This window comes from Jidongwangia harbinensis, assembly GCF_020216025.1.
Lineage (GTDB): Bacteria > Actinomycetota > Actinomycetes > Mycobacteriales > Micromonosporaceae > Actinoplanes > Actinoplanes harbinensis.
Map to the genome: position 1 here is coordinate 98,885 of NZ_JAIWNC010000002.1, position 24,933 is coordinate 123,817.

The window sequence follows — 24,933 nt, forward strand, 5'->3', positions numbered from 1 at the left end:
TCCCTCCTCCTCGGCCGGGCTGTCGACGCAGATTAACCGAGATCGACACGGTCGGGCGTTCCCCTGTGGACAACGGGCCCTCGGGCGGAATCGATGTCGTCTACACTCGGCGGCCGAGCCGAGGGGGAGGCCGTGCCGCTGGATCCGGAAGAGCTGATCACCGACTGGGAACGCCGCGTCGGGCAGCAGACCGCGCTGACCACGGAGCTGAGCCGCCGGATGCAGGAGACGACGGCGACGGCCGAGTCGCCCGGCGGCGAGGCGGCGGTGACCGTCGACCACTCGGGCGGGCTGTCCGGCCTGCGCCTCGGCGAACGGGCCATGCGGCTGCCGCCCGGCGAACTGGCGGAGATCATCGTGGCGACCAGCCGCCGCGCGCAGGCGGTCATGGCGCAACGGATGGCCGAGCTGGTCGGCGGCCTGTACGGTGCCGACTCCGACACCGCGGTGTTCATCGCGGGCGCCTACGCCGAGCAGTTCCCCGAGCCCCCGGACGACGAGCGGAGCCCGCGATGACCCAGCCGGACGTCCGGATCGACACCCAGGCGCTGCGCGGCCACGCCCGGATGGTGGACGACGCCGCCGCGATGTGCGGTGAGGCCGCGTCCGCCGCCGGCTACCTCGACCTGCACGACGAGGTGTATGGCGAATGGTGCGGCCGGCTGTTCGTACCCCTGATCAATCCGGCCCAGGACTGGGCCCTGCGGGAGCTGCGCCAGGGTGCCGACGCCACCGCCCACCTGGCCGACCTGCTCCGCGCGGTCGCGGCGGACGCCGACACCACCGACCGGGCAGCGGCGTTGCAGATCCGCCAGGCCGGCTCGTGACCAGCGACGCGTTCGTCGGCCGGCCCGGCCTGATCGCGCCGGAGAGCGCCACCAAGGGGTACGAAGGCGCCGGCATCTTCGAGTCCGCGAGCGGCCTGGTGGACAGTATGGCGCACCGGGACTGGCTGGGCGCCGGGGGCAACGCGGTGGCCACCGGCCTGTCGTTGATCGGCGCCGTGATGGATCCGCTGCAGGCGGTGTTCGCGGCCGGCGTCGGCTGGTTGATGGAACACGTCAGCTTCCTGCGCGAGCCGCTCGACAAGCTGATGGGTGACCCCAAGGCGATCGAGGGCCACGCGAAGACCTGGTACAACATCGAGCAGCGGATCTACGACGCCACGGACTTCTTCGCCGACGAGGTCAACCGCAGCACCGCCGCGTGGGCCGCGCAGTCCGCCGAGGCGTACCGGCGGCGGGCCCGCGGACACGCGGAGTCGGTGCAGGCCCTCGGCAAGATCGCCGACGGCATGGCCAAGGCGACCACGATCGTCGGCGCGATGGTCGGCGTCGTGCGCAACACGATCCGCGACATCGTCGCCGAGGTCGTCGGCGCCTGCATCTCGAAGGCGCTGCAGGCCCTCACCGTGGTGCTCATCCCGAAGGTGGCCGCCGAGGTGGCGATCCTGGTCGCCAAGACCAGCACCAAGATCCTCGGCATCCTCAAGCGGTTGTTCGCGGCGATCCGGGAGATGGGCGTGTTCACCCGGCAGATGGGTGGCCTGCTGGAGCAGATCGGCCAGGCCAACCGCAACGTGCTGCGGCTGGAGGCGTTCCGGTTGGAGGCCGCGGGACCGGCCCGCTCCGGCCTGACCGGCTTCCGGGAGGCGTACGGCGTGCTGGGCCAGGGGCACGTCTCGGTGTACGGCCCGGTCGACAAGGTCGTGGTGGAAACCGCGCGGAGTGCCAGCCAGACCAACGGCGCGCAGAACAGCGGATCGACAGGCTCTACGCTGTCCGGTGACAACCCGTCGCCGAGTCCCATCGACCTTCCGCTCTGACGGAGACGCCACCATGGAACCGCACGAGGACCGGATCGCCCGGCGCCGCGAGGAGATCCGGGCCGAGGAAGCCGCGCTGGACCGGGAGTCCGCGGAGCGCGCCGCCGAGGCCGCCGATCCGGCCGCGGCCGTGGTCGAGCGCCGCTCCGGCGGTGCGCTCCGGTCGGCGGCCTTCCTGATCGCCGTACTGCTGCTCGCCGCCGTGCTGTTCGGCACGGCCGTCACGCTGCGCCGGCTCGCCGGTGACGACTTCGCCGACGCGGAACGCACCGGTCAGGCGCGGGTCACCGGGTGCGAGCGGCACGGGCCGGTCTCCAACCGGGGGTTCGGGTACTGGGACAGCTGCACCGCCACGATCGTCTGGGACGACGGGGCCACCGACCGGGTCACCGTCGGGGCGGTGTTCACGTCGGCCGACGTCGGCACCGACGTCCGGGTCGGTGACCTGGGCACCTACCGCACCGACAGGGAGCTCGCCCGGGCCGGTGCGGCGCACCGGCCGTGGCTGGCCTGGATCGGGTACGCCGCCGGTTTCCTCGGTGTCCTGCCCGCGCTGGTCGGCGTGCTCATCGTGCGCGAACTGCTGCGCTTCCGGCGACGGTAATCGCTATTCGCGAATCGGTTTCGCCGGAGGGCGGCGGTCACCGGACCCGGCGGAGGATGTCGAGGACGAACCATTCGTCCTCGTGGTGGACATGCCGTTCCAGGTCGGCCCGCTCGACCAGCGCGGCGTGCGCATTGAATCCGTCGTAGTTTCCGCCGTGCCGGCGGTCCCGGAAGTGCACGGCCGCGATGTCGCCGTCCGGTTCCAGCCGTTCCACCAGTCCGTCGAGCGATGCGGCCAGATCGTCGGCGGAAAGATAATAGAGCAGATCACCCACCACGATGAGGTCGTACCGGGCGTCGGGCAGGTCGGCGGGTAGCGTCGCCAGTTCGACCCGCACGTGGGGAAACTCCCGGACGGCGTCCCGGGCCTGGTCGACGGCCGCGTCGACGCAGTCGACCGCGAGGATCTCGTCGCACCGGGGCGCCAGCATGGCGGTCAGCAGGCCGATCGAGCAGCCGGGCTCGTAGCACGAGCGGTACCGCTCCCGCGGCAGGCTGGCCACGGTCACCGCGTACTTGCGCTGGTCGTGCCACTTGGTGGCGAGGTCCCACGGGTCGTCCTTGGCGAGGTACAGCCCGGTGAAGTACTCGGTGGAGACCGACGCCTCCGGAGGGCCGGCGTCGCCTGGTGTTCGGGTCACGACGGAATTCTGCCTGACGCCGGTTCCGGCGCGGCGGGTGGTTCACCGTTCGGCCCAACCGCGCCCCAAAAGGTCAACTCTGTGCCCCGACCGCTCAGCCCTGCGCCGGATGATCTGGCGGCGGCGCGCTCCGGGCCCTACCGTTATCAGCACATCGATCCCGTCCGTGTCCCGCCGGTTTCCCGTTTGTTCGCGCGTTTCTGCGCGTCCGCCCGGCAACCCCGGATCGACGAGCACCGACGCCGCCGCGGCCGGTACCGCCGCCGCGAAGATCGAATTGCCGCCGGGCAAGCGAACGTACCGATCGAAGGTGCGTTCGGGCCGAACCCGGTCTCTCGCCGAGCGCCGATGCATCGAGCGGTGCAACGATTCGCCGTGCCGCAAAACGCTGCTATTCGTCCCTGGAGGAGGGACGTTCGGCACTCTGGCTGGCCTGGTCCTTGTTGCGGTGGCCCGGTGTTCGTTCGGACGGATGGACCGACAGATGTTCAGTGACTTCCCGCGGCAGGGCGGGGTGGAGCCGCACGCGCCCGACGGGCGGGCGGGCACGGCGCGGCCGGCGGTGGCAGAGCCGGAACCCGCCGGTGCCGAGCCCCGGCCGGCCGGATCCGGCGAGACTCCCGACGCCGCGTTGCGGCACCTGCAGAACGTGCACCGTCCGGTGCTGCTCGCCTACATCACCCGGCTGACCAAGGGCGACGTGCACTGGGCCGAGGACATCCTGCAGGAGACGCTGCTGCGCGCCTGGCGGAACCCGGAGGCCCGCAACGCCGAGGGACGGTGGAACCGGGCCTGGCTGTTCACGGTCGCCCGGCGGATCACCATCGACCAGGTACGCGCCGCGCAGGCCCGCCCGCCGGAGTACTTCGACGAGCGCATCGAGGCCCACGGCGACGCCCAGGACGACATCGACCGTCTGCTGGACAACCGCGAGGTACGCGCGGCGCTGTCCAGCCTTCCGGAGCGGCTGCGCACGGTGCTGGTGGAGATGTACTTCCGGGAACGCTCGGTGCCGGAGGCGGCGGAGATCCTCAACGTGCCGGCCGGGACCGTGAAGTCCCGCACCTTCTACGCCCTGCGCGCGCTCCGGGCCGCCCTGGAGGAGCGCGGATTCCTGGCCGAAGGGGCCATCCGCGAGGGCAATTCGGGCACCAGCTCGTCCCCGTCGTGAACCGTGACGGTGTCCAAGCCGTCGTCCGCCCGGATGTACGGAACGGCGTCGGGTGTTCATCCGCACGCGACTACCTGGAGGGAATACCGATGCCTCGACTCGGCCGGAGCGCATTCGGGGCGCTGCTCGCCCTGGCCGCGGGACTGGCGACGCTCGGCCTGTCGCCGGCGTCCGCGTCGGCTGCCGAGGAGTATGTCAAGTACTACACCGTGACCTCCGGGTACGCCGGCAAGCCGGAGAACCTCACCGAGATCGCGACCCGCTTCCTCGGCAGCGGCGCCCGCTCGGTGGAGGTCTACAACCTGAACACCGGCCGGAAGCAGCCGGACAACAAGGTGCTGACCGATCCGGGCCGGCTGCGGCCCGGCTGGATGCTGGTGATGCCGTGGGACGCGGTCGGCGGCGGTATCCAGTACGGCGTGCTGCCGGACAAGGCGCCGGGCAAGCCGAAGGGTAAGAAGCCGGCCAAGAAGGGCAGCAAGCCGAACTCCGGTAAGCCGGACACGGTCCGCCCGCCCACCAGCGGGTCGCCGCAGGCGGCACCGTACATCCCGGGAGCGCCGGCGCCCGGTCTGGCACCCAGCCTGCGTCCGGGCGTGCTGCCCAGCGCGGCGCCGAAGGGGAGCGCGGCGCCGGGCGCGGGCTGCGCGTCCCGGGCCGGGTCGAGCACCAAGACGGACTGGGCGCGGCTGCGCGTCGCCGCCGACCACGCCTGGAAGGAGAGCCGGGGCAAGGGCCAGCTGGTGGCGGTCGTCGACTCCGGCGTGAACGCCAGCCTGCCGCAGTTGACCGGGCACGTCTCGGTCGGCCTGAACGTGGTGGACGGCACGTCCCGCGGCGACACCGACTGCCTGGGCACCGGAACCACGATGGCCGGCATCATCGCCGCCCAGCAGGTGAAGGGCGCCGGGCCGATGGGCGTCGCCCCGGACGCCAACGTCATGCCGGTCCGGGTGGTGACCGCGCAGCCGCAGGCCACCCCCGAGGTCCAGGTGCGGGCCATCGAGGGCGCGGTCGCCGCCGGTGCCACCGTGCTGGCGCTCGGCGGGTACGTGAACACCGCGGACGCCCGGGTGGCCAAGGCCGTCTCCGCGGCGGTCGCCCGCAACGTGGTGGTGGTCCTGGCCGCACCGCCGGCGTCCGCGCCGGCCAGCCCGGAGACCGCGTTCGGTGAGGGCGTGCTGCGGGTCGCCGGCATCGGTGTGGACGACCGGCCCGCCGCCCCGTACCGCAGCGGCGCGGTCGACGTGGTCGCGCCCGCCGTGAACGTGGCGGGGCTCAGCCCCACCGGGACCGGCACGGTCAACGGCACCGGCACCCACTACGCCGTGGCGTTCGTGGCGGCCCAGGCGGCACTGGTGAAGTCGGCGTACCCGGACCTGACCGCCCAGCAGGTGACCCACCGGATCAAGGTGACGGCGGAGAAGATGGGCGACGGCGAGCCGCCGAACGCGCAGTTCGGCTACGGGTTCATCGACCCGGCCACCTCGGTCACCAAGGTGCTGGCCGAGGAGGACGAGGCGCCGCCGCCCGCCGCGGAGGAGGAGAAGGAGACCGCCGACCAGGCCGCGACCGAACGGGTGCCGACGTCGGGGGAGACGACGCAGTCGGGGTCCCGGACGACCATCCTGGTGGTCACCGCGGTGCTGATGATCGCCGCCGGCATCCTGCTGGCGGTCCGGATCCGCCGGATGCTGAGTCCTGGCGAGGAACCCGCCGACCTGGACGACAGCGAGGTCGGGCTGATCGATTCGCGGCTGGAGGTGCCCACCCCGGCCTTCACCGGTGCGCCGCCGCCCGGGCCGAGCAGCGGCACGGGCGGCGGCGGCGGCGATCCGTGGGACGACGACGGCGGGCATTGGACGGACGACGGACGCTGACCCCCCGGCGGTGAACCGGCGCCGCCCGGCGTCCGTTGTGGCGGGCTGACAGCACGCCGAAAGCTGCGACTCAGGAAAGGGACGGGGAACGCGCATGCAAGCCACCTCGGTGCCATCCTCCGAACCGTGGCCGGGCACGGACACCGCGGACGAAGCGACCGCCGTCCGGCAGGTCGCGGCGCCCGGAGGGCACGCCGGCCCGGTCCCGGCGCCGGCCCCCGCGGGCGCGCCGGCGATGCCGCAGCCGGCCGGACCGGGTGGGCCCGGCGACGAGCCGCAGTGGCAGCCGCACCAGCCGCGCCAGCGGCGGGCCGCGCCGGTCGAGGGGCTGTCCGCCGGTGGAGTCTGCTGGGTGGCGGCGCACGGCGGGGCGGGGACCACCACCCTCGCCGCCGTGCTGGGCGGTGTGGACCTGGGCTGCCGGTGGCCGGACCCGGCCCGGGACGAGCCGGCCTCGATCATTCTGGTGGCGCGCACCCACGCACAGGGGTTGCGTGCCGCCTCCCGGGCGCTGAACGCCATCCGGGAGGGCCGCCATCCGGCCGGCATGCGGCTGGCGGCGCTGGTGCTGGTGGCGGACGCCCCCGGCCGGCTGCCCCGGCCGCTGGTGAGCCGGCTCCGGATGCTGCGGGCGGTCGCGCCGGTGTACCGGATCCCGTGGGTTCCGCAGTGGCGGCTCGGCAAGAAGGTGGACCGCCCGCCCCGCCAGGTCGTCAAGCTGGGACAGCTGGCCCGCGCCGTCCAGCAGGGCGCCGTCCGATGACCCGCCGGATCCGGCGCGCCGCGGGGCGGGCGTACCCGCTGCCGCGGCCGTGAGCAAGCTCCGGGCGGCCGCGGGCGCGGCACGCGGAGCCAAACAGGCCAACCAGGCCGCGCGGGACCGCAACCCGATGCAGATCGCGATGGTCGTGGTCGGCGCCATCGGGTTCTTCCCGGCGATGGCGCTGGCCCTGATCTGCCTGCTCGGCATGATGCTGCTGACCAACGGGAGCGCCGGGAGCCCGGCCGGGATCGACCCGTCCGGGAACCTGGTCTCCGGTGACCCGGGCGACCTGGTGAACAACCTGATGGGCGGCGACGGCAAGGGTTACCTGGCCCACGACGAGGTGGCCGAACAGAAGGTGGCGTACGCCATCGAGGACGCGGCCAAGGAGTGTGACCTGATCACCCCGGCGGTCCTGGCCGCGCAGATCGAGGTGGAGTCCGGGTTCGACGCCACCAAGGTCGGCCCGGACGGCCGGGAGGGCATCTCCCAGCTGCCTCCGGAGGTGTTCCAGAAGCACGGCAAGGACGACGACGAGAACGGCAAGGTGTCGGCGCTCGACGTCGAGGACTCGATCTTCGCCCAGTCCCGGCACCTCTGCGCGCTGTCCAAGGACGTCAAGGCGTTGCGGGACGGCGGGAAGATCGTCGGCGACCTGCTGACCCTGACGCTGTTCGCGTACAACATCGGCCTGGACGCGCTGGAGGAACTCGGCGGCATGCCGCTGCCGGCCATCGGCACCTATCCGTATCAGGTACGCAGCGTCATGGCCAAGTACGCGACGGACAAGCCGCCGCCGCCCCGGTCGTCGTCGTCCGCGTCGCCGTCCGCGTCCAGTTCCGGACCGCAGCCCGGTTCGGCGACGCTGAGCGAGGCGCAGTTCGAGCAGATGTTCCCGGGCCGGCATTCGCTGTACACGTACGCCGGCCTGACCGAGGCGATGACGAAGTTCCCCGGCTTCGGCACCACCGGCGACGAGTCCACCCGGAAGCGGGAGATCGCCGCGTTCCTGGGCAACGTGGCGCAGGAGTCCGGCAAGCTGCAGTACGTCGAGGAGATCGACCAGAGCGTGTGGGGCAACTACTGCGACCCCGCGCAGTCCTACGGATGCCCGGCCGGGCAGACCGCGTACCACGGCCGCGGCCCGATCCAGCTCAGCTGGAACTACAACTACAAGGCGGCCGGTGACGCGCTCGGCATCGATCTGCTGAACGAACCGGACAAGGTGATGACCGACTCGTCGGTGGCCTGGCAGACCGCCTTCTGGTTCTGGATGACGCAGACCGGGGCGGGCACCATGACGCCGCACGACGCCATCACCACCGGCGCCGGCTTCGGCGAGACGATCCGCTCCATCAACGGCGGCCTCGAGTGCAACGGCGCCGGCGCGGAGAAGGTGCAGAAACGGGTCGGCTTCTACCGGGAGTTCACCGGGGTGCTGGCGGTCGAACCGGGCGACAAGCTGACCTGCTGAGCGCGCCCGGATGTCGGTTCGGGCAAACCGCCGGAACGCACCGGGAAAGTTGTGAACCGCGATGCCCGGCCACCCGTTGGTCGGTGGTCGGGACAGGTGCGGCCGGTCCCTTGGAGAGCTTGAGACGGAAGGAGCAGGACGTGACCCAGATCGTGCCGGGCCGGCGTTCGTACCGGGTCGCCGCAGTCGTCCTCGGTGTGCTGGCGCTGCTGGGCGTGGGCCTCGCCGCTCCGGCCTCCGCCGCGGTGAGTTCTCCGCCGCTGGCCGCGCCGGTTCCGGGTTGCGCGCGGAGCGGCGACGGCTGGACGGCGCAGTGCCCCGCGGGCCGGAAGACCCTGAAGTTCCACAACAAGGGTGGATTCGACATGGAGATCTGCCTGAAGAGCGGATCGACGTTGTTCGAGAACTCGCAGGGTGGGGATCAACGGCACTGCTCGGGCCGGAAGAACACGGCGCAGGAATGGGAGTTGACCGTCCCGGTGCAGGGCGACGACGACCAGATCCTGATCGACTACGAGATCTTCGGAAAGCTCGGCCAGAGCACGTGGACCGACGCCGATCAGACCGGAAAAGATGGGCCCTGCACCGTGACCGGGGTCACCGAAGGGTTCAAGATCGACTGCGGCAAGAGCAACAAAGAGATCCGTATCTCCAAGCCGACGCTGACCGCGTACCAGCCGGCGATGGGCAGCAGCGAGGATCCACTGAAGTACCTGCTGAACATCCTTGCCTGGGCGGTTACCGCGGCCTCGGTGGCCGGTCTGATCATCACCGGCATCAACATGGCCCTGCAGCTCCGGCGCGGTGAACCCGGCGAGTTCAGCGAGCACTGGCGCGGACTGGTCTATGTGGGCTCGGCATGCATGTTGGGACTCACCGCCGGACCACTCGTCCAGTTCCTTGAGATCTGGGAATTCCTCGGCAATTAGGCCCTTCGGTACAGGGAGAATCAAATGTTGAATCTGCTCGGCCTCTACACGTACGTCGCGACCCGGCTGCCCGCCGGGGTGCCGCAGCCGGACAAGGGTGGCAAGGCGCCGCCGGAGCTGGAGAAGGCGGTCGTCCTCGGGCTCAGCCTGATCGGCTGGGCCGGCACCGCGGCCGGTGTGTGCGGCGTTCTGGTGACCGGCACGATGATGGCCGTCTCGCACAAGCGCGGCGAAAGCTCGGAACACATGAGCCGTCTCGGCATGGTGCTGGGCGGCTGCATCCTGGTGGCCACCGCCGGTCCGATCATCAGATTCGTCTTCGCCTGAGCCCGATGTCAGCCGGCCGGCCAGATCCCCTGTCGAGTGAGGACCGCAGCTCGTGAAGTTCGTACGCATGGAGTCCGGCGACGTCGACGACCAGCCGTACTGGCAGCAACGCGGATGGCTGCTGTCGGCGGCGTTCGTCACGGTGCTGTTCTGTGTCGGGGGAGTTTTCGCGGTCGCCGCCAGCTGGGGGGACGACGGCGAGCGGCGGGCCGCGCCGGCCGCGGTCATCGGCGCGGCGAAGCAGGACGGCGCCCGCCCCGACGGCTGCCGCACCGATGACACCGACCGCAGCATCCCGGTGCGGCCGCCGGCCGACATCACCTGGCGGCCGCTGAACGGCGCGAAGGTTCCGCTGTCCGCGTCGGCCGGCCCGTTGAAGACGAGCGGGCCGCTGATGTGGTGCTTCGCGCACACCCCGATGGGCGCGGTCATGGCGGCCCACGTCATTCCGCGACACATGAGCGGCCCGGACTGGCGCGAGGTGGCCGAGCAGCAGCTGATGCCGGGTGCCGGCCGGGAGGTGTTCGTGGCGATGCGGTCGTCCCTCCCGGACGAACCGGCGGCGTCCAGCGAAACCTCCCTGGCCGGGTTCAGCATGGTGTCGTACCAACTGGACAAGGCCACCGTCCGGCTCCTGCTGAAGCAGGGGAAGCTGTACGCCGCAACGGATTACACGGTGGCGTGGGACGGCGCCGACTGGAAGGTGCAGCCGATGTCCAGCGGCGACCTGCACACGCCCCTGGCGCTGGTCGGCACCGGCGGCTTCGTGATGTGGGAGGCCTGAGGTGGCGAGCTGTTCCACCGGTGACGCCATCTACGGAGGGGCGTTCGGCGGACTGGCGAAGTTCCTCGACGGCGGCATCGAGGGCATGCTCAACGACATCGCGTCCGCCATCATGAAGGCCGCGGTCAGCCTCTTCGCCGACCTGGCCGGCAAGATCCCGTCCTTTCCGACGAACAGCTCCGGAAAGTACGACGCCAGCCTGCTCGGCGACATCGGCCTGCAGATCAACTGGCTGGTGGTCGCCATCGCGGTGGCCTCCATCCTGGTCGCCGCCGCGCGGATGGCCCTGGAACGCCGTGGGCAGGCCGGCACCACGGCACTCAAGGGCATGCTGAAGGTCATCCTGGTGTCCAGCGGCTTCTCCTACGTGATCATCAAGCTGGCCGAACTCGCCGACCACTACAGCACCCACCTGTACAAGGCCGGGCTCGAGGAACAGCTCAAGACGATCGCCTCCTGCGGGACCGACTCGCTCACCGCCTTCCTCCTGATCATCATCGGGCTGCTGCTGATCCTGGCCGGCATCATCCACATCCTGCTGCTGTACATCCGGCTCGGCCTGATGGTGCTGCTCGCCGGAACCCTGCCGCTGGCCGCCGCGGCGTCGATGACCGAGTGGGGCGGCTCGTGGTGGAAGCGGCACATCGCCTGGATGGTCGCCTGGCTCGCCTTCAAACCCGCGACCGGCCTGGTGATGTACTCCGGCGCCGTGATGCTCAACTCGCAGGCGGGCGCCGAGGCCGTACACATGAAGATCGCCGGCTGTGGCGTGCTGCTGCTGTCCGCGGTGGCGTTGCCGGCTCTGCTCCGGCTCGTCGTCCCGGCGCTCAGTGAGCTGGGTTCGTCCAACCCCACCGGTGCGATGGCCGGTGCCGCGGCCGGCGGCGCGGCGAAGGCCACCGGCGCCGTCGCGTCGGGCGCCCTCGGCTACGCCTCCCGGGGTTCCTCCGGCGGCGGTGGTGGCGGCAGCCGGAGCGGCGGCGGTGCCTCCGGCGCGGCGTCGACCGGTGGCGGCAGCGGTGGCGGTGGCGGCGGCGGTGGTGGCGGGCCGTCCGGCGGTGGCGGCAGCGGCCGGTCCGTGGGCCGGACCCTGGTGTCCGGCGCGGCACGTGGTGCGGCCGGCGTCGCCGGGGTCGCCGCCTGGGGCGCGGCGGCCGTGGGGTCGGCGGCGGCCCAGCACGGCGTGAACGCGGTGTCCAGCGCCCTGCCCGGCCAGGGCGACAGCCAACAGCGTTAGCCAGCACGAACGAGAGGTACGACGATCATGACCACGGAAGCGATCCGGACCCGGACGTACGGCAACTGGCGCCGCCCGCGCAAGGCCGGACTGGGTTCGTTCGGCCTGATCGGCACGGTGGGGATCTTCGGTGGACTCGTCGTCGTCCTGCTCGCCTCGTTGATGTCGCTGCAGGCGGCGCTGGTGGTCGGCACCCCGATCGTCATCGCGGTGGGACCGCTGGCGTTCCGGACCCAGGACGGGCGCAACGTCTACAACCTGCTCGCCCTGCGGGTGGGCTGGTTCCGGCGCAAGACCGCCGGGCAGCACGTGTACGTGTCCGGTCCGCTGTCCGCCCGCCCGGGCGGCCGGTTCCGCCCGCCCGGGATGCTCAGCAAGGTCACCATGCTGGAGGGGCGCGACCCGTACGACCGCGCGTTCGGCGTGCTGTACCACCGGTACCGCCAGCTCTACACCGTGGTGATCAGCTGTGAGCCGGACGGCGGTTCCCTGGTGGACGCGGAACAGACCGACATCTGGGTGGCGATGTGGGGCGAGTGGCTGTCCCGGCTCGCCCACGAGCCGGGTCTGCGCGGCGCCGCGGTGATCGTGGAGACCGCGCCGGACCCGGGTACCCGGCTGGCCACCGAGATCCTGCCCCGGATCGCGCCGGACGCGCCCGCCGCGGCCCGCGCCGTGATGGAGGAGGTGGTGGCCCGGTATCCCGCCGCGTCGTCGGAGATGAACACCTACATCACGCTCACCTACGGCACGCCGGGCGGCCAGCGCGGCAAGCACGACGAGATCCTGGCCGACCTGGCGCTGCGCATCCAGGGTCTGCTGGACGGCCTGATCGAGGCCGGCGGCGGATCGGCGGAACCGCTGTCGGCGGAGCGGATCGCCGACGTGGTCCGGGTGGCGTACGACCCGGCGGTCGCGGCGGACGTGCTCGACGTGCGGGCCCAGCACGGCGGCACCGGCCTGTCCTGGGCCGACGCCGGCCCGGCCGCGACCCGGGAGACGGTGAACGCGTACCAGCACGACTCCGGCGTGTCCCGGAGCTGGCTGCTGACCCTGGCGCCGCGCGGCACGGTCCGCTCGAACGTGCTGCGGAGCCTGCTCGACCCGGCGCCGAGCATCCGCCGGAAGCGCGTGGCGATCTTCTACCGTCCGATCGATCCGGCCACCTCGGCGCGCATCGTGGAGTCGGACCGCCGCAGTGCCCAGTTCATGGCCACCTCCACCCGCGGCATGGTGCGCGCCCGGGCGGCGTCCGAGGTGGCCGCGGCCGAGCAGACCGCGTCCGAGGAGGCGGCGGGCGCCGGCCTGGTGGAGTTCTCCATGGTGGTGACGATCACCGTGGACAGCATGGAGGCGATCGCCGACGCCAACGTGACCATCCGCAACCTGCTGGGCGCCACCCGGCTCGCGATGCGCCCGGCCGACCGGATGCAGGCCGCCGCGTTCTCCTGCGCGCTGCCGGTCGGCATCCTGCCGTGGGAACAGACCATGGTCCCGCACGACATTCAGGAGGCACTGTGACCCGCGGCGGCACCCGGCTGCGCGTACTGGACCTGGGCGCGCACTACCAGCGCGGGGCGGCCGGCCCGGCGAACGCCCTCAACGGCGTGGTCGTGCCGCCGCCGGAACTGCAGGACCGCGAGCCCGACGAGGTCGGCGACCGGAGCCCGCGGGCGATCAAGAAGGAGAACAAGCGGCGCGCCCGGGCCGAACTGATGGAGAAGCGGCGCCGGGAACGCGCGGCCAAATTGAACCGGGCGGACGCCGTCCCGCACCGCGGAGCCCCGATGCCGGGCGGTGGGCGGGTCGCCCCGATGGACCCGCCGGCGCTGTGGCGCGCCACCACGGTGCAGGCGTGCGGGCTGTGGCCGTTCGCGTCCGGTTCCGGCGCCCCGATGGTCGGCGTGCCGCTGGGCCAGCACATCGGCACCGGCGCCACGGTGTGCGGCGACCCGCTGTCCTGGTTCACCCGGGCCCGCTACATCTCCAACCCGTCGCTGTTCATGCTCGGCATGCCGGGTCTGGGCAAGTCCACCCTGATCAACCGGATGCTCATCGGGCTCTCCGCCCAGGGCGTCATCCCGCTGGTCCTCGGCGACCTGAAGCCGGACTACGCCGACACCGTGCGGGCGCTGGGCGGGCAGGTCATCTCCATCGCCCGGGGAATGGGCGGCCTGAACGTCCTGGATCCCGGCGCGATGGGCGCCGCCGCGGCCCGGATCGGCGGCGAGGCCGGCCGGCTGCTCTCGGCCGAGACCCACGGCCGGGTGCTGAACATGGTCGCCGCGCTGCTCACCATCGTGCGGGGCGCGCCGATCAGCGACCACGAGCAGTCGGTGCTCTCCGCGTGCCTGCGGCACCTGCGGGACCGCACCCCGGTCGGCCAGAGTTTCCTGTTGCCGGACCTGCTGCGGGTCCTGGAGGAAGGGCCGCCGGCGGTCCGGCAGATCACCCTCGACCGTGGCCAGGAGTCCCGCTACCGGGACCAGGTGGACCCGCTGCACCGCTCGTTGCTCGGCATCCTGGACGGGCCGCTGGGCGACACCTTCGCCTCGCAGACGTCGACCCACATCGACCCGAACGCCAGCGCCGTGTGCATCGACATCTCCCGGATCGGCGAGTCGGACAGCCAGCTGACCGCCGCCGCGATGCTGGCGGCCTGGTCGGACGGCCTCGGTACGGTCGCCGCCTCGCACGCCCTCGCCGACGCCGGTCTGGCACCGCGGCGCTGGTTCTTCACCGTGCTCGACGAACTCTGGCGGCCGCTGCGGGCCGCCTCCGGCATCGTCGACCGGATCGACGCCCTGACCCGCCTCAACCGGTCCCTGGGCCTCGGCGACGCCAAGATCACACACACCCTGAAGGACGCCGAGGCGCTCGGCACCGAGGCGGACAAGGCGAAGGCCCGCGGCTTCGTGGAGCGGGCCGGCATGGTGGCCTGCGCCGGGCTGCCCCGGGCCGAGATGGAGGACCTGGGCAAGGTCGTCGGCCTCTCCCGGCGCGAGATCGAACTCGTCTCGTCCTGGTCCTCGCCGCCCGGCTGGGCGCAGAGCGGGGACCACGAGGAGCCGCCCGGCCGCGGCCGGTTCCTGATCAAGGTCGGCGGTCGCCCCGGCATCCCGATCCGGGTGTCCATCACCGACACCGAACGCCATCTGCACGACACCAACACCCGCTGGGTGCAGAACGGCTACGCGGAGGAGCAGGCGGCCGCCCGGGCCGCCGAGGAGGCGGCGATCGCGGCCGGAGACATCCGGTTCGCCCAGCCGGGAACGGGGATCGGATGAACGCGAAGAGCGCCGGCAGCGGCGAGGTCGTGCCCTGGCTGATCCCGGGACTGGCCGCGGTCAACCTCGTGGTGTTCGCCGTGCTGTGGTTCGGCGGCACGCTCGGCGCCGGAGTGAGCGGGCACGGCTGGGAGCTGCCACCGTTCTCCGCCGGCACCTACTTCGCGGTCGCCACCGGGGACACCGGCTCGGTGTGGCCGGGCGCCTCGCCGTACGCGGTCTACGGCGGTACCGTCGTGATGCTGCTGATCGTCGCGCTCCCGCTGGTGCAGGTCGCCCGGAAGGTGTTCCGGACGATCACCAACGCGAAGCGGACGAAGGGGCTCGCCAAGGTCCGGGAACTGGAGAGCATGGCCCCGAAGGGCATCGCGGAACGGGCCCGCAGCCTGCGACCGACGCTCAAGGGCGTCAAGCACCTCCACCCGGACGACACCGGGAATCTGCTCGGCGACCTCGAACCCTCCGGGCCCGAGCTGCGCTCCTCCTTCGAGGACGTGGAACTGGACCTGATGGCGCCCCGGGCCGGCAAGTCCACCGGCATCGCCATCCCGCGCATCCTGCGCGCCCGCGGGCCGGTGCTGCTCACCTCGAACAAGTCGGACGTCTTCACCGTCACCCGCCTGGCGCGCACCAAGGTCGGCCGGGTCTGGACCTTCGACCCGCAGGGCATCGCCCACTCGCCCCGCGAGATGTGGTGGGACATGCTGGCCGACTGCGACACCATCGAGGGCGCCCGCCGCCTCGCCGGCCACTTCGTCAGCTCGGTCAACGACGACTCCTCCAAGAAGGACTTCTGGATCTCGGCCGCGCAGAACACGCTCACCGCGCTGTTCCTCGCCGCCGCCCGCAGCGGCGCGAGCGTCACGGACCTGCTGGGATGGCTCGCCGACCCGGCCGACCGGACGCCGGTCGACGTGCTCCGCGAGGTCGGCATGCCGGCGATGGCGGAACAGCTGCAAGGCACCGTACGCGGCGCGGTGGAGACCCGCGACGGCATCTACGAGACCGCCCGCCAGTGTGTCGCCTGCCTGCTGGACCCGGAGATCGTCGCCTGGGTCAGCCCCGACCCGAACCTGCCGGAGTTCCGGCCCGACGAGCACGCCCTCAGCCGGGACACCCTGTATCTGCTGTCGAAGGACGGCGGCGGTTCCGCGGCCGGGGTGATCGCCGGCCTGGCCGACGCCACCATGCGCGCGGGCGTGGTCGCGGCCGAACGGATGGGTGGGCGCCTGGACCCGCCGATGACCGCGGTGCTGGACGAGGCGGCGAACGTCTGCCGCATCTCCGACCTGCCCGACCTGTACAGCCACTTCGGGTCGCGCGGCATCAACGTGGTGACGCTGCTGCAGAGCTACCGGCAGGGCGTGCGGGTCTGGGGCGAACCGGGCATGGACGCCATGTGGAGCGCCGCGACCGTCAAGCTGCTGGGCGCCGGCCTGGACGACGCCGACTTCGTCGACAAGATCGCCCGCCTGGTCGGCCAGCACGACACCAAGACGCCGAGCTGGTCCCGCAGCCGGGACGGGTCGTCGCGGTCGTACTCGTACCGGCAGGAACAGATCCTGCCCGCCGACAAGATCCGCGCCCTGCCGAAGGGTACGGCCCTGTTGCTGGCCACCGGTGTCCGCCCGGCGCTGATCCGCCTGCGGCCCTGGTACAAGGAGCCGAACGCCGGGCCCATCTCGGCGGCGGCGAAGGCCGAGGTGGAGGCCATCACCAAGCGGGCCGCCGCCCGGCTCACCCGCAAGCCGTCGTACCGGAGCCGGACCGGCGGCCCGTCCGGATACGCCGACGTCGCCGACATCGGACAACGCTGACCGGGTCGCACCATCGACCCCGGTGGGCAGGCACCGCCGGACCGGCGGTCGACAAATGAAGGAGGGTGTCCGCGGTGCGGCGACGTGCAGAGCAGACCGAGCCGACGCCGGCGCAACGCTGGGTGCAACAGAGCTACCAGACCGACGCCGACCGCGCGCCGAAGCCGCGCCGGGCGCACCGGTTCGCGATCGCCGCGCTGGGCGGCGCGGTGCTGCTCGCCGGCACCGGCGTCACGGTGGTCCGCGGCTGGCCCGGCCGGACCCTCACGGCGGCGTCCGGACCGTCCGGCGAGGTGGTGTCCGGCCCCCGGATCACGTCCGACGACCCGACCCTGTGCCTGGCCGCCGTCGCCGACCGCGACGGCGCCACGCTGACGCTGCTCGGCTGCGACGGATCCCCGGCCCAGCAGTGGCGGCCCGGGCCCGGCTCCTCCCTCCGGATCGGCGACCGGTGCATGGAGGTGACCGGCGCCGGCCAGCCGGCACGGCTGGCCCGCTGCAGCGGAGCCCGGTCCCAGCGGTTCCTGGCCGACGGTGGCAGGCTGGTCGGCGAACCCGCCACGTGCCTCGACGTGACGGGACCGCGGGTCGCTGCGGGCGCGGGCATCGTCGGCCGGGCCTGTGACCGGACCACCGCCCGCAACTGGTGGCGGGCGGACGGCTGACCGGCACACCGAGCGGAAGGGGGAAGGCGTGACCGAGGCCCTCACCAGACCGGACCAGGGCGGCCCCGGCAACACGATCTCCGAGCGGCGGATCGGCAGCGCGCTGGTCCTGCACCTGAACGAGCCGGTGACGGAGGAGGCGCAGCAGCTCGCGCTGTCGGTGCCGCAGGACGACGACAACGACATCGTGGTGCTCGACCTGCCGGCCCGGGTGCCGTTCGCGCGGTGGCAGGCGCTGACCGAGACCTGGCCGCGGCGGCGCCGGCGCGGCCTGCGGCTCCTGCCGGCCGGCGAGTCCGACGGCACCGCGCCGCTGGTCGCGCACTGGCTGGCACAGCGGTTGCGGTGCACCGTGTACGCACCGGACGGCCGGCTCGTCCGGACCGGGGCTGGCCACCTGTTCGTCGGGTCCGACCCGGACGGCGGCTGGCTCCGGTTCGTGCCCGGCAAGGCGCCGGTGCCGGCCGGCCGGCGGTACCCCACGCCGCCGTGGGACGCGGCCGTCGCCGCGAGCCGCACCCTGCGGGACACGGTGGCCGCCGAACCGCTGCCCGGCGGGGTGTGGATCCGGGACGGCCGGGACGCCGCGCTGCTCGACCGGCACCGCGACCTGCTCCACCGGGCGTCACCGTGCGACCCCGGCACCATCGGCGTGATCCTCGGCTGCCCCGGTGGTGCGGCGGTGCGTCCCGAGGACGTGGTCCGGTTCTGCGCGACCCTGCCGGACACCGACCGGATGCGGTTGCGGTTCGCCGGATACGGGCCGGTCGAGCTGCCCGACGGCGACCGGCTCGGACAGGCCCTCGCCGACGCGCTGGACGTCAACGTCGTCTGTTACGCCGGCCTGCCGCTGACGTCGCCCTATCTGGACGCCACCTACACCGTCCGGGCGGACGGTTCGACCGGCTGGCCGACGTTCGCCCGGGAACTGGGCTTCGCGCCGCGGGTCCTGCCGTTCTCCCTGCCCAAGCCGCCCGTGATACTCAGCCACCGTCCGCCACCCGGCACGTCCGAGGAGATCGAACCCCGGATCTTCCGGTACGAGTCCGACGTGATCGTGGAGGTGGTCGAGGCCGGGCTCTGGGTCCGCCCCGCGCAACAGCCGGCGCACGCCGACACGATCCGCGCCGTGGCCGCCGAGCCGGACCGGTGCGCGGTCATCGTCGACGACACCGCGCCCGCGGCCGGGCCGGCGCTGCGGGAGGCCGCGCTGCGGGAGGCCGCGCTGCGGCTGGCGGAGCGGCTGACCGCGGTGGACGTGCGGAGCGAGCTGCGCGCGGCGTCGGAACTCGTCCAGGAGCCGCCGGACGCCCTGTTCGACCAGCCGGTGCCGCCCGCGCCGCCGGAGGTCCGGTGGAACGAGCCGACGCCGCTGCCGACGACGCCTAGGACACCGGTGCGGCCGTCTCCGGAACCCGCCACCCAACCCGCGCCGCCTCAACCCGCGCCGCCTCAACCCGCGCCGGTCGAGTCGGTCGTGGTCGAGCCTGCGCCGGACCAGCCTGCGCCGGCCGAGTCGGTCGTAGTCGAGCCCGTCCCGGACCAGCCTGCGCCGGCCGAGTCGGTCGTAGTTGAGCCCGTCCCGGTCGAGCCCGTCCCGGTCGAGCCCGTCCCGGTCGAGCCCGTCCCGGTCGAGCCCGTCCCGGTCGAGCCCGTCCCGGCCGCGCCCGTCCCGGCCGAATCCGTCCCGGTTGAGCCGGTCGTGGTCGAGCCCGTCCCGGTTCAGCCGGTCGTGGTTGAGCCGGTCGTGGTCGAGCCCGTCCCGGCCGGCCCGGATCTGGTTGCGCCGTCGCCTCCGCAGCCGGTCCCGCCTCCGGAACCCCCGGTCGCCGGGCCGCCGCTCCCCGCCGGCCCGCCGCCGCTTCCCGTCGACCCGCCGCCGCTCCCCGTCGACCCGCCGCAACCGGACGTCGCCGGTGGGTCCGCGGGCCGGCTGCGTGCGCTGGTCGCCGACTTCGATCCGGCGGCGGACCTCGCCGCCGTGGCGGACCGCATCACTCCGGGGCTCAACGGGTGGGTCGCCAGCGAAGAGGAGTTCGTGGAGGCGACCGCGCTGGCCTGGTACCTGTCGCCGAACGGCGCACACGTCGACGTGGGCCTGCGCCGCGGCGCCGACGGCTCACCGGGGGAACTCGCCACGTACGTCGAGGCCGCGTTGGAGCGGCTGCCGGTGCACCGCGGCGTCACCACGTTCGCGCTGTCGCCGTCACCGCGGCACTGGGAGATGTACGGCACCCGGGAGGTGATCGCGGACTGGGGATTCCTGCACGCTCTCGCCGCGCCGTGCACCGCGCTGCCGGGCGACACCGACGTGCTGCTCTGGTCGTTGACCGCCCGCCGTACCGACCTGTGCGAGCCGGACGACGACGTGGCGGTGGACAGCCGGGTGCTGTTCCTGCCGGGTACCCACTTCAAGCTTCTCGATCTGCGCCCGCCGGGGGAGGGCCGCCGCCGGGGCCGGGTCGTGCTGCGGGAACTGGCGGCGGACGAGGTGAGCGCGGACGGCACGGTGGACTCGCGGCACGTGGCGCGGGACGGGGAGACGCTCGACGCGATCCGCCGGACCTGGCTGGAATGGCGCCGTACCCCGCAGCGCCGCCGGGTCGGTCCGTCCGCGACCGGCCGGTTCGACCACCTGCCGGGCCTGGTCTGAAGGTCCGGGTGTGGGTGAACCGGCCCGGTCGCGGTTCTCCGGGTCAGGGAGCGAGCGGCGTGATGGGTGGCGGCTGCTTGTCGCGGTGCGCCGTGGCCTTGCACCCGGCGAACGGCCCGGCGGGGTCGCGCAGCGACGCCATCACCGGGCCCAGGTAGTCCCGGTGCCAGGTCGCCGGGCCGGTGAGCGGGCTCTTCGGCCCGGTCAGCTCCTGCCAGGCCATGGAGAGCCCGTGCAGCTGGGCGAGCGCCTCCGGATGCTTCCACCACTGCGCGCACCACGGCGCGTTCGAGGTGACCTCCCGGCCGTACACCGGGATCAGGAGGTTGTGCACCCAGAATGCCAGCCGCTCCAAGGTCTCGCCATAGACCGGACCGTCGAGATACAGGATGAACGACGGCTGCGCCTCCGCCTCGGACTCCGGGCCGTTCGGCGACGGTGGTCCGGGCGGGGGCGGTGGTCCGGGCTGGGTCGGTGAGCCGGGCGGGGGCGGTGGGCCGGCAGCCGGGTCCGTGGTCGGGTGCAGCACGTCGGTCATGGCGGGTCCTCCTCGATGAAACGGTCACCCGCACGACGGAGCACGACCCGCACCGGTTCAGTGGATCGGACATCGCGGCCGCCCGTCGTGAACCGGCCGGGTCCGCCGCCCGTTGGGTGATCGACCAATGCCGTGAACGATCGGAGGTGCCACTGTGGCTCCAGATTCGCCACCGGAATCCATGGCGTCCGCCTATGGCGTCACCGCACGCGATCTCCTCCGAGCGAATCGGACGCTGCTCAAGGACCTGGACTACCGCATCCGCGCCAACCGGCAGCAGCGGAGCAACGGCAAGGGTGCCGGGGGCACTCGCCACGCGAACGAGTTCAACCTGCTTCGCCGGGCGAAGCGGGAGGTCACGCAGACGGCGCTCCGGACGGTGCTGGAGAAGCGGGGAGAGCCCGGAGCCAAGTGGCGGCGCGCCGCCGTCGCCCTCGGCTTCCGTCTCGCCGCGCAGTACCTCAGTCGCATCGTGCCCGGCCGGATGGCACGCCCGTTCACCGGGAACCGGAGCCGGAAGTCCGGGTACGACGAGGGCGGCGTCCAGGAACGCGAACAGCAGTGGCAGAACGGGCCGGCGAACGGTGGCGGGTATGCGGCCGGTCGACAAGGTCCGGCCGGATCCGGTGGTTGGGCGGAGGCTCAGGCGGCACCCGGTACGAATGCCACGTTCGCCGCGGGCCGGCCGGCACCCGGTCCGGGAACCGGCTGGCGGCCGGGCGACCTGCCGCCGGCGGCCTGGATCCCGGCCGGCGCCCTACCTCAGCCGGAGCGGGAGGGCCGGGTAGCGGTCGCCGTGGCTCTGCTGATGAAGGACAACGATTACGTCCAGAAGCTGTACGGGCAGGAACCGGGCCACATGAACCGGACCCGGGAACTCCTGACGGTGGCCGAGCAACGGGCGACCGAATCACCGACGTGGGCGTCCGGGTACGGCGAGGTGCAGGGCCACGGGCAGTTCGCCGGGACCTTCGCCGGCTACACCCCGGGCCAGGAGAACTATCCGACGGTGACGCCGGAGTCCCATTCCTACGTCCAGGCGCAGGGCAACGGGCAGTTCGCTGCGACCTTCGCCGGCTACACCCCCGGCCAGGAGTACGGCCCGATGGCGACGCTGGATTACGATCCCGCCATCCACTCCGCTGCCTCCGGCTATTACTGGGCTCAGCAGCAGCCGACCGTGACTCAGCAACAGCCGAACGTGCAGCCGGCGGCGGTGCCGGACCTGTCCAACCCCTTCCGTTCGACTGTGCAGCCTCACCAGTTCGTGCCCGGCCAGCAGGCGGGTTACGGGCAGGACCAGCAGTTCGTGCCGAGTCAGCAGCAGGTCTACGAGTTCGTGCCGGTCCAGCAGCAGGGTTACGCGCCGCCCGGGCCGGCCGGGGGTGGGCAATGGCAGCCCTACGGCCCGTCCGTGGCCTCCGCGCAGTTCGGCAATCAGCAGCCGAGCAGCCAGCAGCCGAGCAGCCAGCAGCCGAGCAGCCAGCAGCCGAGCAGCCAGCAGCCGAGCAGCCAGCAGCCGAGCAGCCAGCAGGCCTACCACCAGAACCGGTTCGCCCATTCGGCGGGAACCCCGGTCTCGCCGTACCGACCGCCGTCGGTGTCTCCGCCCTCCACCCCGGCGCCGGGGGCGGCCGCGCAGGTGGGGCAGCGTAAGGCTACCCCGCGAGGGGTACGGTGAGCCCGTGCCGGCCGGCCGGGGCACCGGGTCGCGAAATCCTTTCCCCAAAGTCGCGGAAACCGTGAACCGAAGGGCCGGTCCATCCGTCGTTGGGGTGACGACGGGCCGAAGATCGAGGGTTGGTACAGGTGGCTGAGGACCTTTCAGACGGGCCGCACGTCGCCGACCTGCTCGGGTTGTACTACCTCGACTCGTTGGACTACGCGCAGGGTGACCGCATCGAACGTCATCTCGAGGCGTGCGCGCAGTGCCGCGCACAGGCCGAGGAGACGGTGGAGACGGTGGCCGCGCTGGCGCTGCTGATGGACGACGACCGGACCGGCCAGCCGGGCCGGTCGTCGGCACCGGTGAAGCGGGACCGCGCGCCCGGCGGGACGAGCCGTACCGGCTCGGACCGCCCGGGCGGCGGGCGAGGGGTACGTCCGGGACGGGCGGAGACGTCACGACCGGGACCGTCGGCACCGGACCGGCGGCCTCCGGTCCGGCGCCGACGCGTCAAGGGGGTCGCCCGGCTCGGAGTTCTGCTGGCCCTGGCCCTGGTGGTCGGCGGCCTCGCCGTCGGGGCACTGGTGCGCGGAGCCGGCAGCGGCGGCGGACCGGTCATGACCGCGGCGGCCACCGCCGAGGACAGCGCGACCGGAGTGTCGATGTCCGTCGTCGCCACGCAGCAGACCGGCGGAGTGCAGGTCCGCGCCTCCGTCGACGGCCTCCGGGGCGGCACGCCGTACCGGTTGTACGCGGTGAGTGCCGACGGCCAGGTGTGGCCGGTGGCCGACTGGACCGCCGACGGGCGGGTGCAGGAGGTGACCGGGAACGTGCCGGTGGACCTCTCGTCGCTCGTCTTCCTCTCGGTCAGCCTGTCCGGCGACTCACCCGTCGTCTCGGTCTACCTCTCCCGCTCGGACGGGCCGACGCCGCCACCGCGCTGACCGGCCGCGTGCCCGGCCGTACCCATCCTGACCACCACCTCATTCTGGGAGCCCGCATGCCCACTCGACGGACGTTTCTCAGTCTGGCGGCCGCCGGAACGGCGGCCGGTGTCCCGCTGATCGCCTCCGCCTTCTACGCCAGGGCCGACGCGGGCGACGGTCTCCCGCTGGTCGTCGAGAACAACACCGGCCGGTTCGAGAACCAGGCCATCACGATGTACGTGCTGGGCACCGCCGGGGGACAGCAGGGCTTCGTGAAGGAGAGCGGCGTCTTCACCCCGGTGTCGTCCGCGGCCGGCGGCGCGGACGGGTCGGTGGACATCGGCGTACCGCTGGCCGGGTCCGGCAGCACGTCGTTCGTGCTGCCGACGATGGAGTCCGGCCGGATCTACTTCGCCATCGACGGCAAGCTGACGTTCCGGGTGGTGACCGACGGCGCCGGCAAGGCGGCACTGCAGTATCCGGTGGCCTGGGTGGAGAGCGACCCGAACTTCGCGGTGCTGCACGACTGCTGCGAGTTCACCTACGACGGCACGACGGTGAACCTCAACACCACCATGGTCGACATGTTCAGCATCCCGATGTCCATCCGGGTCGAGGGCGGCGACGGCCAGGCCGTCGCCGGGGTGCCGACGGCCGGCGGCCGGGACGCCATCTTCGCGGAGATGGAGCGCCAGCCCGACTTCAAGGGACTGGTGGTCGGCGACCGGCTGCGCATCCTGGCACCGAGTTACGGCATCGAGACGAAGCGTTTCCGGGCCGACTACTTCGACGGCTACATCGGCGAGATCTGGGAACGCTACGCCACCACCGACCTGCGGGTGAAGACCGTGGCCGGGTCGTTCACCGGGCGCGTGGTGGACGGGAAGCTGACGTTCGACGGCGGGGTCCGGGCGTTCGACCGCCCCTCGACCATCGACGTGCTGAAATGCAACGGCGCGCTGGACGCCCCGAACGACGGGCGCAGCGGTCCGGTGGCGGCGGTGCTGGCCGCCGGGTTCAACCGGTCGGTGCTGGGCCAGGCCGACCAGCCGGTGGCCGACCGGGCGGCGCACTACCAGCATCCCGTCACCAACCACTACTCGCGCATCCTGCACGCGCACAGCGGCGACGGCCTGGCCTACGGGTTCCCGTTCGACGACGTGGCGGACCAGGCGCCGTTCGTCCGGAACACGGCTCCGACGCAGATGCGGATCACCCTGGCGCCGTTCGGTGACGGCCCGGTGCCGGCGCCCGCCGGTGGGCCGTCCCAGGCGCCGCCGGCTCCTCCCGAGGCGCTGGCGGCCGGCGCGGTCGTCGCGGCCGGCGGTGCGCGGGGCGGCAAGGGCCGCATCGCGGCGGACAGCTTCACCGCGCAGAGCGGCATCAAGACCGAGGACTGCGCCGAGGGCGGCAAGAACATCGGGTACATCGCGCACGGCGACCGGGCGTCGTACGGAAAAGTGGACTTCGGCGGGGAGGCGGCGACGCAGTTCCGGATGCGCGTGGCGTCCGGCGCCGCCGGGGGCGTGTCCGGCCTGATCGAGGTCCGGATCGGCGATCCGGGGTCGACGCCGGTGGGCGCGATCGCGGTGGCGAGCACCGGCGGCTGGCAGTCCTGGCAGACCGTGCCGGGCAGCATGGCGCCGGTGACCGGGGTGCACGACGTGCACCTGACGTTCACCAGCGGCCAGCCGCAGGAGTTCGTGAACGTGAGCTGGTTCGAGTTCTCCTAGGCGGGGTCCGG

At 72.7% G+C, this 24,933-nt stretch carries 22 protein-coding genes; 20 read left to right on the top strand and 2 right to left on the bottom strand.

Annotation, left to right across the window (positions count from 1 at the left end; all coding sequences use genetic code 11):
- The first annotated feature begins 132 nt into the window (after positions 1 to 132).
- The 4 genes from LDL48_RS02995 to LDL48_RS03010 are packed head-to-tail and all read left to right on the top strand — an operon-like array spanning position 133 to position 2,429.
- Entirely contained in the window at positions 133 to 516 is a 384-nt protein-coding gene (locus LDL48_RS02995; RefSeq protein ID WP_225253402.1) for a YbaB/EbfC family nucleoid-associated protein, read from the top strand.
- Positions 513 to 827, top strand: coding sequence for a type VII secretion target (locus tag LDL48_RS03000; protein ID WP_225253403.1), 315 nt, complete (start codon positions 513 to 515; stop codon positions 825 to 827). Before LDL48_RS02995 ends, LDL48_RS03000 begins: the two co-directional genes overlap by 4 nt.
- On the top strand, positions 824 to 1,825 hold the full coding sequence (locus LDL48_RS03005; RefSeq protein WP_225253405.1) for a hypothetical protein: 1,002 nt from the start codon (positions 824 to 826) through the stop codon (positions 1,823 to 1,825). Before LDL48_RS03000 ends, LDL48_RS03005 begins: the two co-directional genes overlap by 4 nt.
- A 13-nt stretch (positions 1,826 to 1,838) precedes the next feature.
- Positions 1,839 to 2,429, top strand: coding sequence for a DUF6346 domain-containing protein (locus LDL48_RS03010; RefSeq protein ID WP_225253406.1), 591 nt, complete (start codon positions 1,839 to 1,841; stop codon positions 2,427 to 2,429).
- Between the two features lie 37 nt (positions 2,430 to 2,466).
- Here the strand turns inward: LDL48_RS03010 and LDL48_RS03015 are convergent, their stop codons facing one another.
- On the bottom strand, positions 2,467 to 3,072 hold the full coding sequence (locus LDL48_RS03015; RefSeq protein ID WP_225253407.1) for an SAM-dependent methyltransferase: 606 nt from the start codon (positions 3,070 to 3,072) through the stop codon (positions 2,467 to 2,469).
- A gap of 484 nt (positions 3,073 to 3,556) precedes the next feature.
- Between LDL48_RS03015 and LDL48_RS03020 the strand changes: the two genes are divergently transcribed.
- The 13 genes from LDL48_RS03020 (at position 3,557) to LDL48_RS03080 (ending at position 20,059) form a co-directional block, all read left to right on the top strand.
- Complete coding sequence (locus LDL48_RS03020) at positions 3,557 to 4,243, top strand: sigma-70 family RNA polymerase sigma factor (RefSeq protein WP_225253408.1); 687 nt, start codon at positions 3,557 to 3,559, stop codon at positions 4,241 to 4,243.
- A gap of 89 nt (positions 4,244 to 4,332) precedes the next feature.
- On the top strand, positions 4,333 to 6,123 hold the full coding sequence (locus LDL48_RS03025; RefSeq protein WP_225253409.1) for a S8 family serine peptidase: 1,791 nt from the start codon (positions 4,333 to 4,335) through the stop codon (positions 6,121 to 6,123).
- 109 nt (positions 6,124 to 6,232) lie between these two features.
- A complete protein-coding gene (locus tag LDL48_RS03030; protein ID WP_225253410.1) occupies positions 6,233 to 6,886 on the top strand; it encodes a DUF6668 family protein in 654 nt (217 codons plus the stop codon).
- 49 nt (positions 6,887 to 6,935) lie between these two features.
- Positions 6,936 to 8,360: a glycoside hydrolase family 19 protein gene (locus tag LDL48_RS03035; protein ID WP_225253411.1), complete on the top strand. Its 1,425-nt coding sequence runs from the start codon at positions 6,936 to 6,938 to the stop codon at positions 8,358 to 8,360.
- 140 nt (positions 8,361 to 8,500) lie between these two features.
- The gene (locus LDL48_RS03040; protein ID WP_225253412.1) at positions 8,501 to 9,289 is read left to right on the top strand and encodes a hypothetical protein; all 789 of its coding nucleotides are present in this window, start codon (positions 8,501 to 8,503) and stop codon (positions 9,287 to 9,289) included.
- A 24-nt stretch (positions 9,290 to 9,313) separates the two neighbouring features.
- Positions 9,314 to 9,616: a hypothetical protein gene (locus LDL48_RS03045; RefSeq protein ID WP_225253413.1), complete on the top strand. Its 303-nt coding sequence runs from the start codon at positions 9,314 to 9,316 to the stop codon at positions 9,614 to 9,616.
- A 52-nt stretch (positions 9,617 to 9,668) separates the two neighbouring features.
- Positions 9,669 to 10,400: a DUF8175 domain-containg protein gene (locus LDL48_RS03050; RefSeq protein ID WP_225253414.1), complete on the top strand. Its 732-nt coding sequence runs from the start codon at positions 9,669 to 9,671 to the stop codon at positions 10,398 to 10,400.
- Between the two features lies 1 nt (position 10,401).
- The gene (locus LDL48_RS03055; RefSeq protein WP_225253415.1) at positions 10,402 to 11,637 is read left to right on the top strand and encodes a hypothetical protein; all 1,236 of its coding nucleotides are present in this window, start codon (positions 10,402 to 10,404) and stop codon (positions 11,635 to 11,637) included.
- Positions 11,638 to 11,664: 27 nt separating this feature from the next.
- On the top strand, positions 11,665 to 13,158 hold the full coding sequence (locus LDL48_RS03060) for an SCO6880 family protein (RefSeq protein WP_225253416.1): 1,494 nt from the start codon (positions 11,665 to 11,667) through the stop codon (positions 13,156 to 13,158).
- Positions 13,155 to 14,924 (top strand): putative type IV secretion/conjugal transfer ATPase, encoded by a 1,770-nt coding sequence (locus tag LDL48_RS03065; protein ID WP_225253417.1) that lies wholly within the window; start codon positions 13,155 to 13,157, stop codon positions 14,922 to 14,924. The genes LDL48_RS03060 and LDL48_RS03065 overlap by 4 nt, the downstream gene beginning before the upstream one ends.
- Positions 14,921 to 16,741: a type IV secretory system conjugative DNA transfer family protein gene (locus LDL48_RS03070; protein ID WP_225253418.1), complete on the top strand. Its 1,821-nt coding sequence runs from the start codon at positions 14,921 to 14,923 to the stop codon at positions 16,739 to 16,741. Before LDL48_RS03065 ends, LDL48_RS03070 begins: the two co-directional genes overlap by 4 nt.
- Before the next feature lie 74 nt (positions 16,742 to 16,815).
- Positions 16,816 to 17,406, top strand: a complete 591-nt coding sequence (locus tag LDL48_RS03075) for an RICIN domain-containing protein (RefSeq protein ID WP_225253419.1) — start codon at positions 16,816 to 16,818, stop codon at positions 17,404 to 17,406.
- Positions 17,407 to 17,434: 28 nt separating this feature from the next.
- Positions 17,435 to 20,059 carry a hypothetical protein gene (locus LDL48_RS03080; protein WP_225253420.1) on the top strand — a complete coding sequence of 875 codons (2,625 nt, stop codon included), beginning with the start codon at positions 17,435 to 17,437 and terminating at the stop codon, positions 20,057 to 20,059.
- A 43-nt stretch (positions 20,060 to 20,102) separates the two neighbouring features.
- Here LDL48_RS03080 and LDL48_RS03085 read toward each other — a convergent pair whose 3' ends face one another.
- Positions 20,103 to 20,597 carry a DUF4913 domain-containing protein gene (locus tag LDL48_RS03085; RefSeq protein WP_225253421.1) on the bottom strand — a complete coding sequence of 165 codons (495 nt, stop codon included), beginning with the start codon at positions 20,595 to 20,597 and terminating at the stop codon, positions 20,103 to 20,105.
- 181 nt (positions 20,598 to 20,778) lie between these two features.
- Between LDL48_RS03085 and LDL48_RS03090 the strand changes: the two genes are divergently transcribed.
- From LDL48_RS03090 to LDL48_RS03100, 3 genes are all read left to right on the top strand, one after another.
- Positions 20,779 to 22,278 (top strand): hypothetical protein, encoded by a 1,500-nt coding sequence (locus LDL48_RS03090; RefSeq protein ID WP_225253422.1) that lies wholly within the window; start codon positions 20,779 to 20,781, stop codon positions 22,276 to 22,278.
- Between the two features lie 128 nt (positions 22,279 to 22,406).
- Positions 22,407 to 23,207 (top strand): zf-HC2 domain-containing protein, encoded by an 801-nt coding sequence (locus LDL48_RS03095; protein WP_225253423.1) that lies wholly within the window; start codon positions 22,407 to 22,409, stop codon positions 23,205 to 23,207.
- A 56-nt stretch (positions 23,208 to 23,263) separates the two neighbouring features.
- A complete protein-coding gene (locus tag LDL48_RS03100) occupies positions 23,264 to 24,922 on the top strand; it encodes a beta-1,3-glucanase family protein (protein WP_225253424.1) in 1,659 nt (552 codons plus the stop codon).
- Positions 24,923 to 24,933 lie beyond the last annotated feature (11 nt).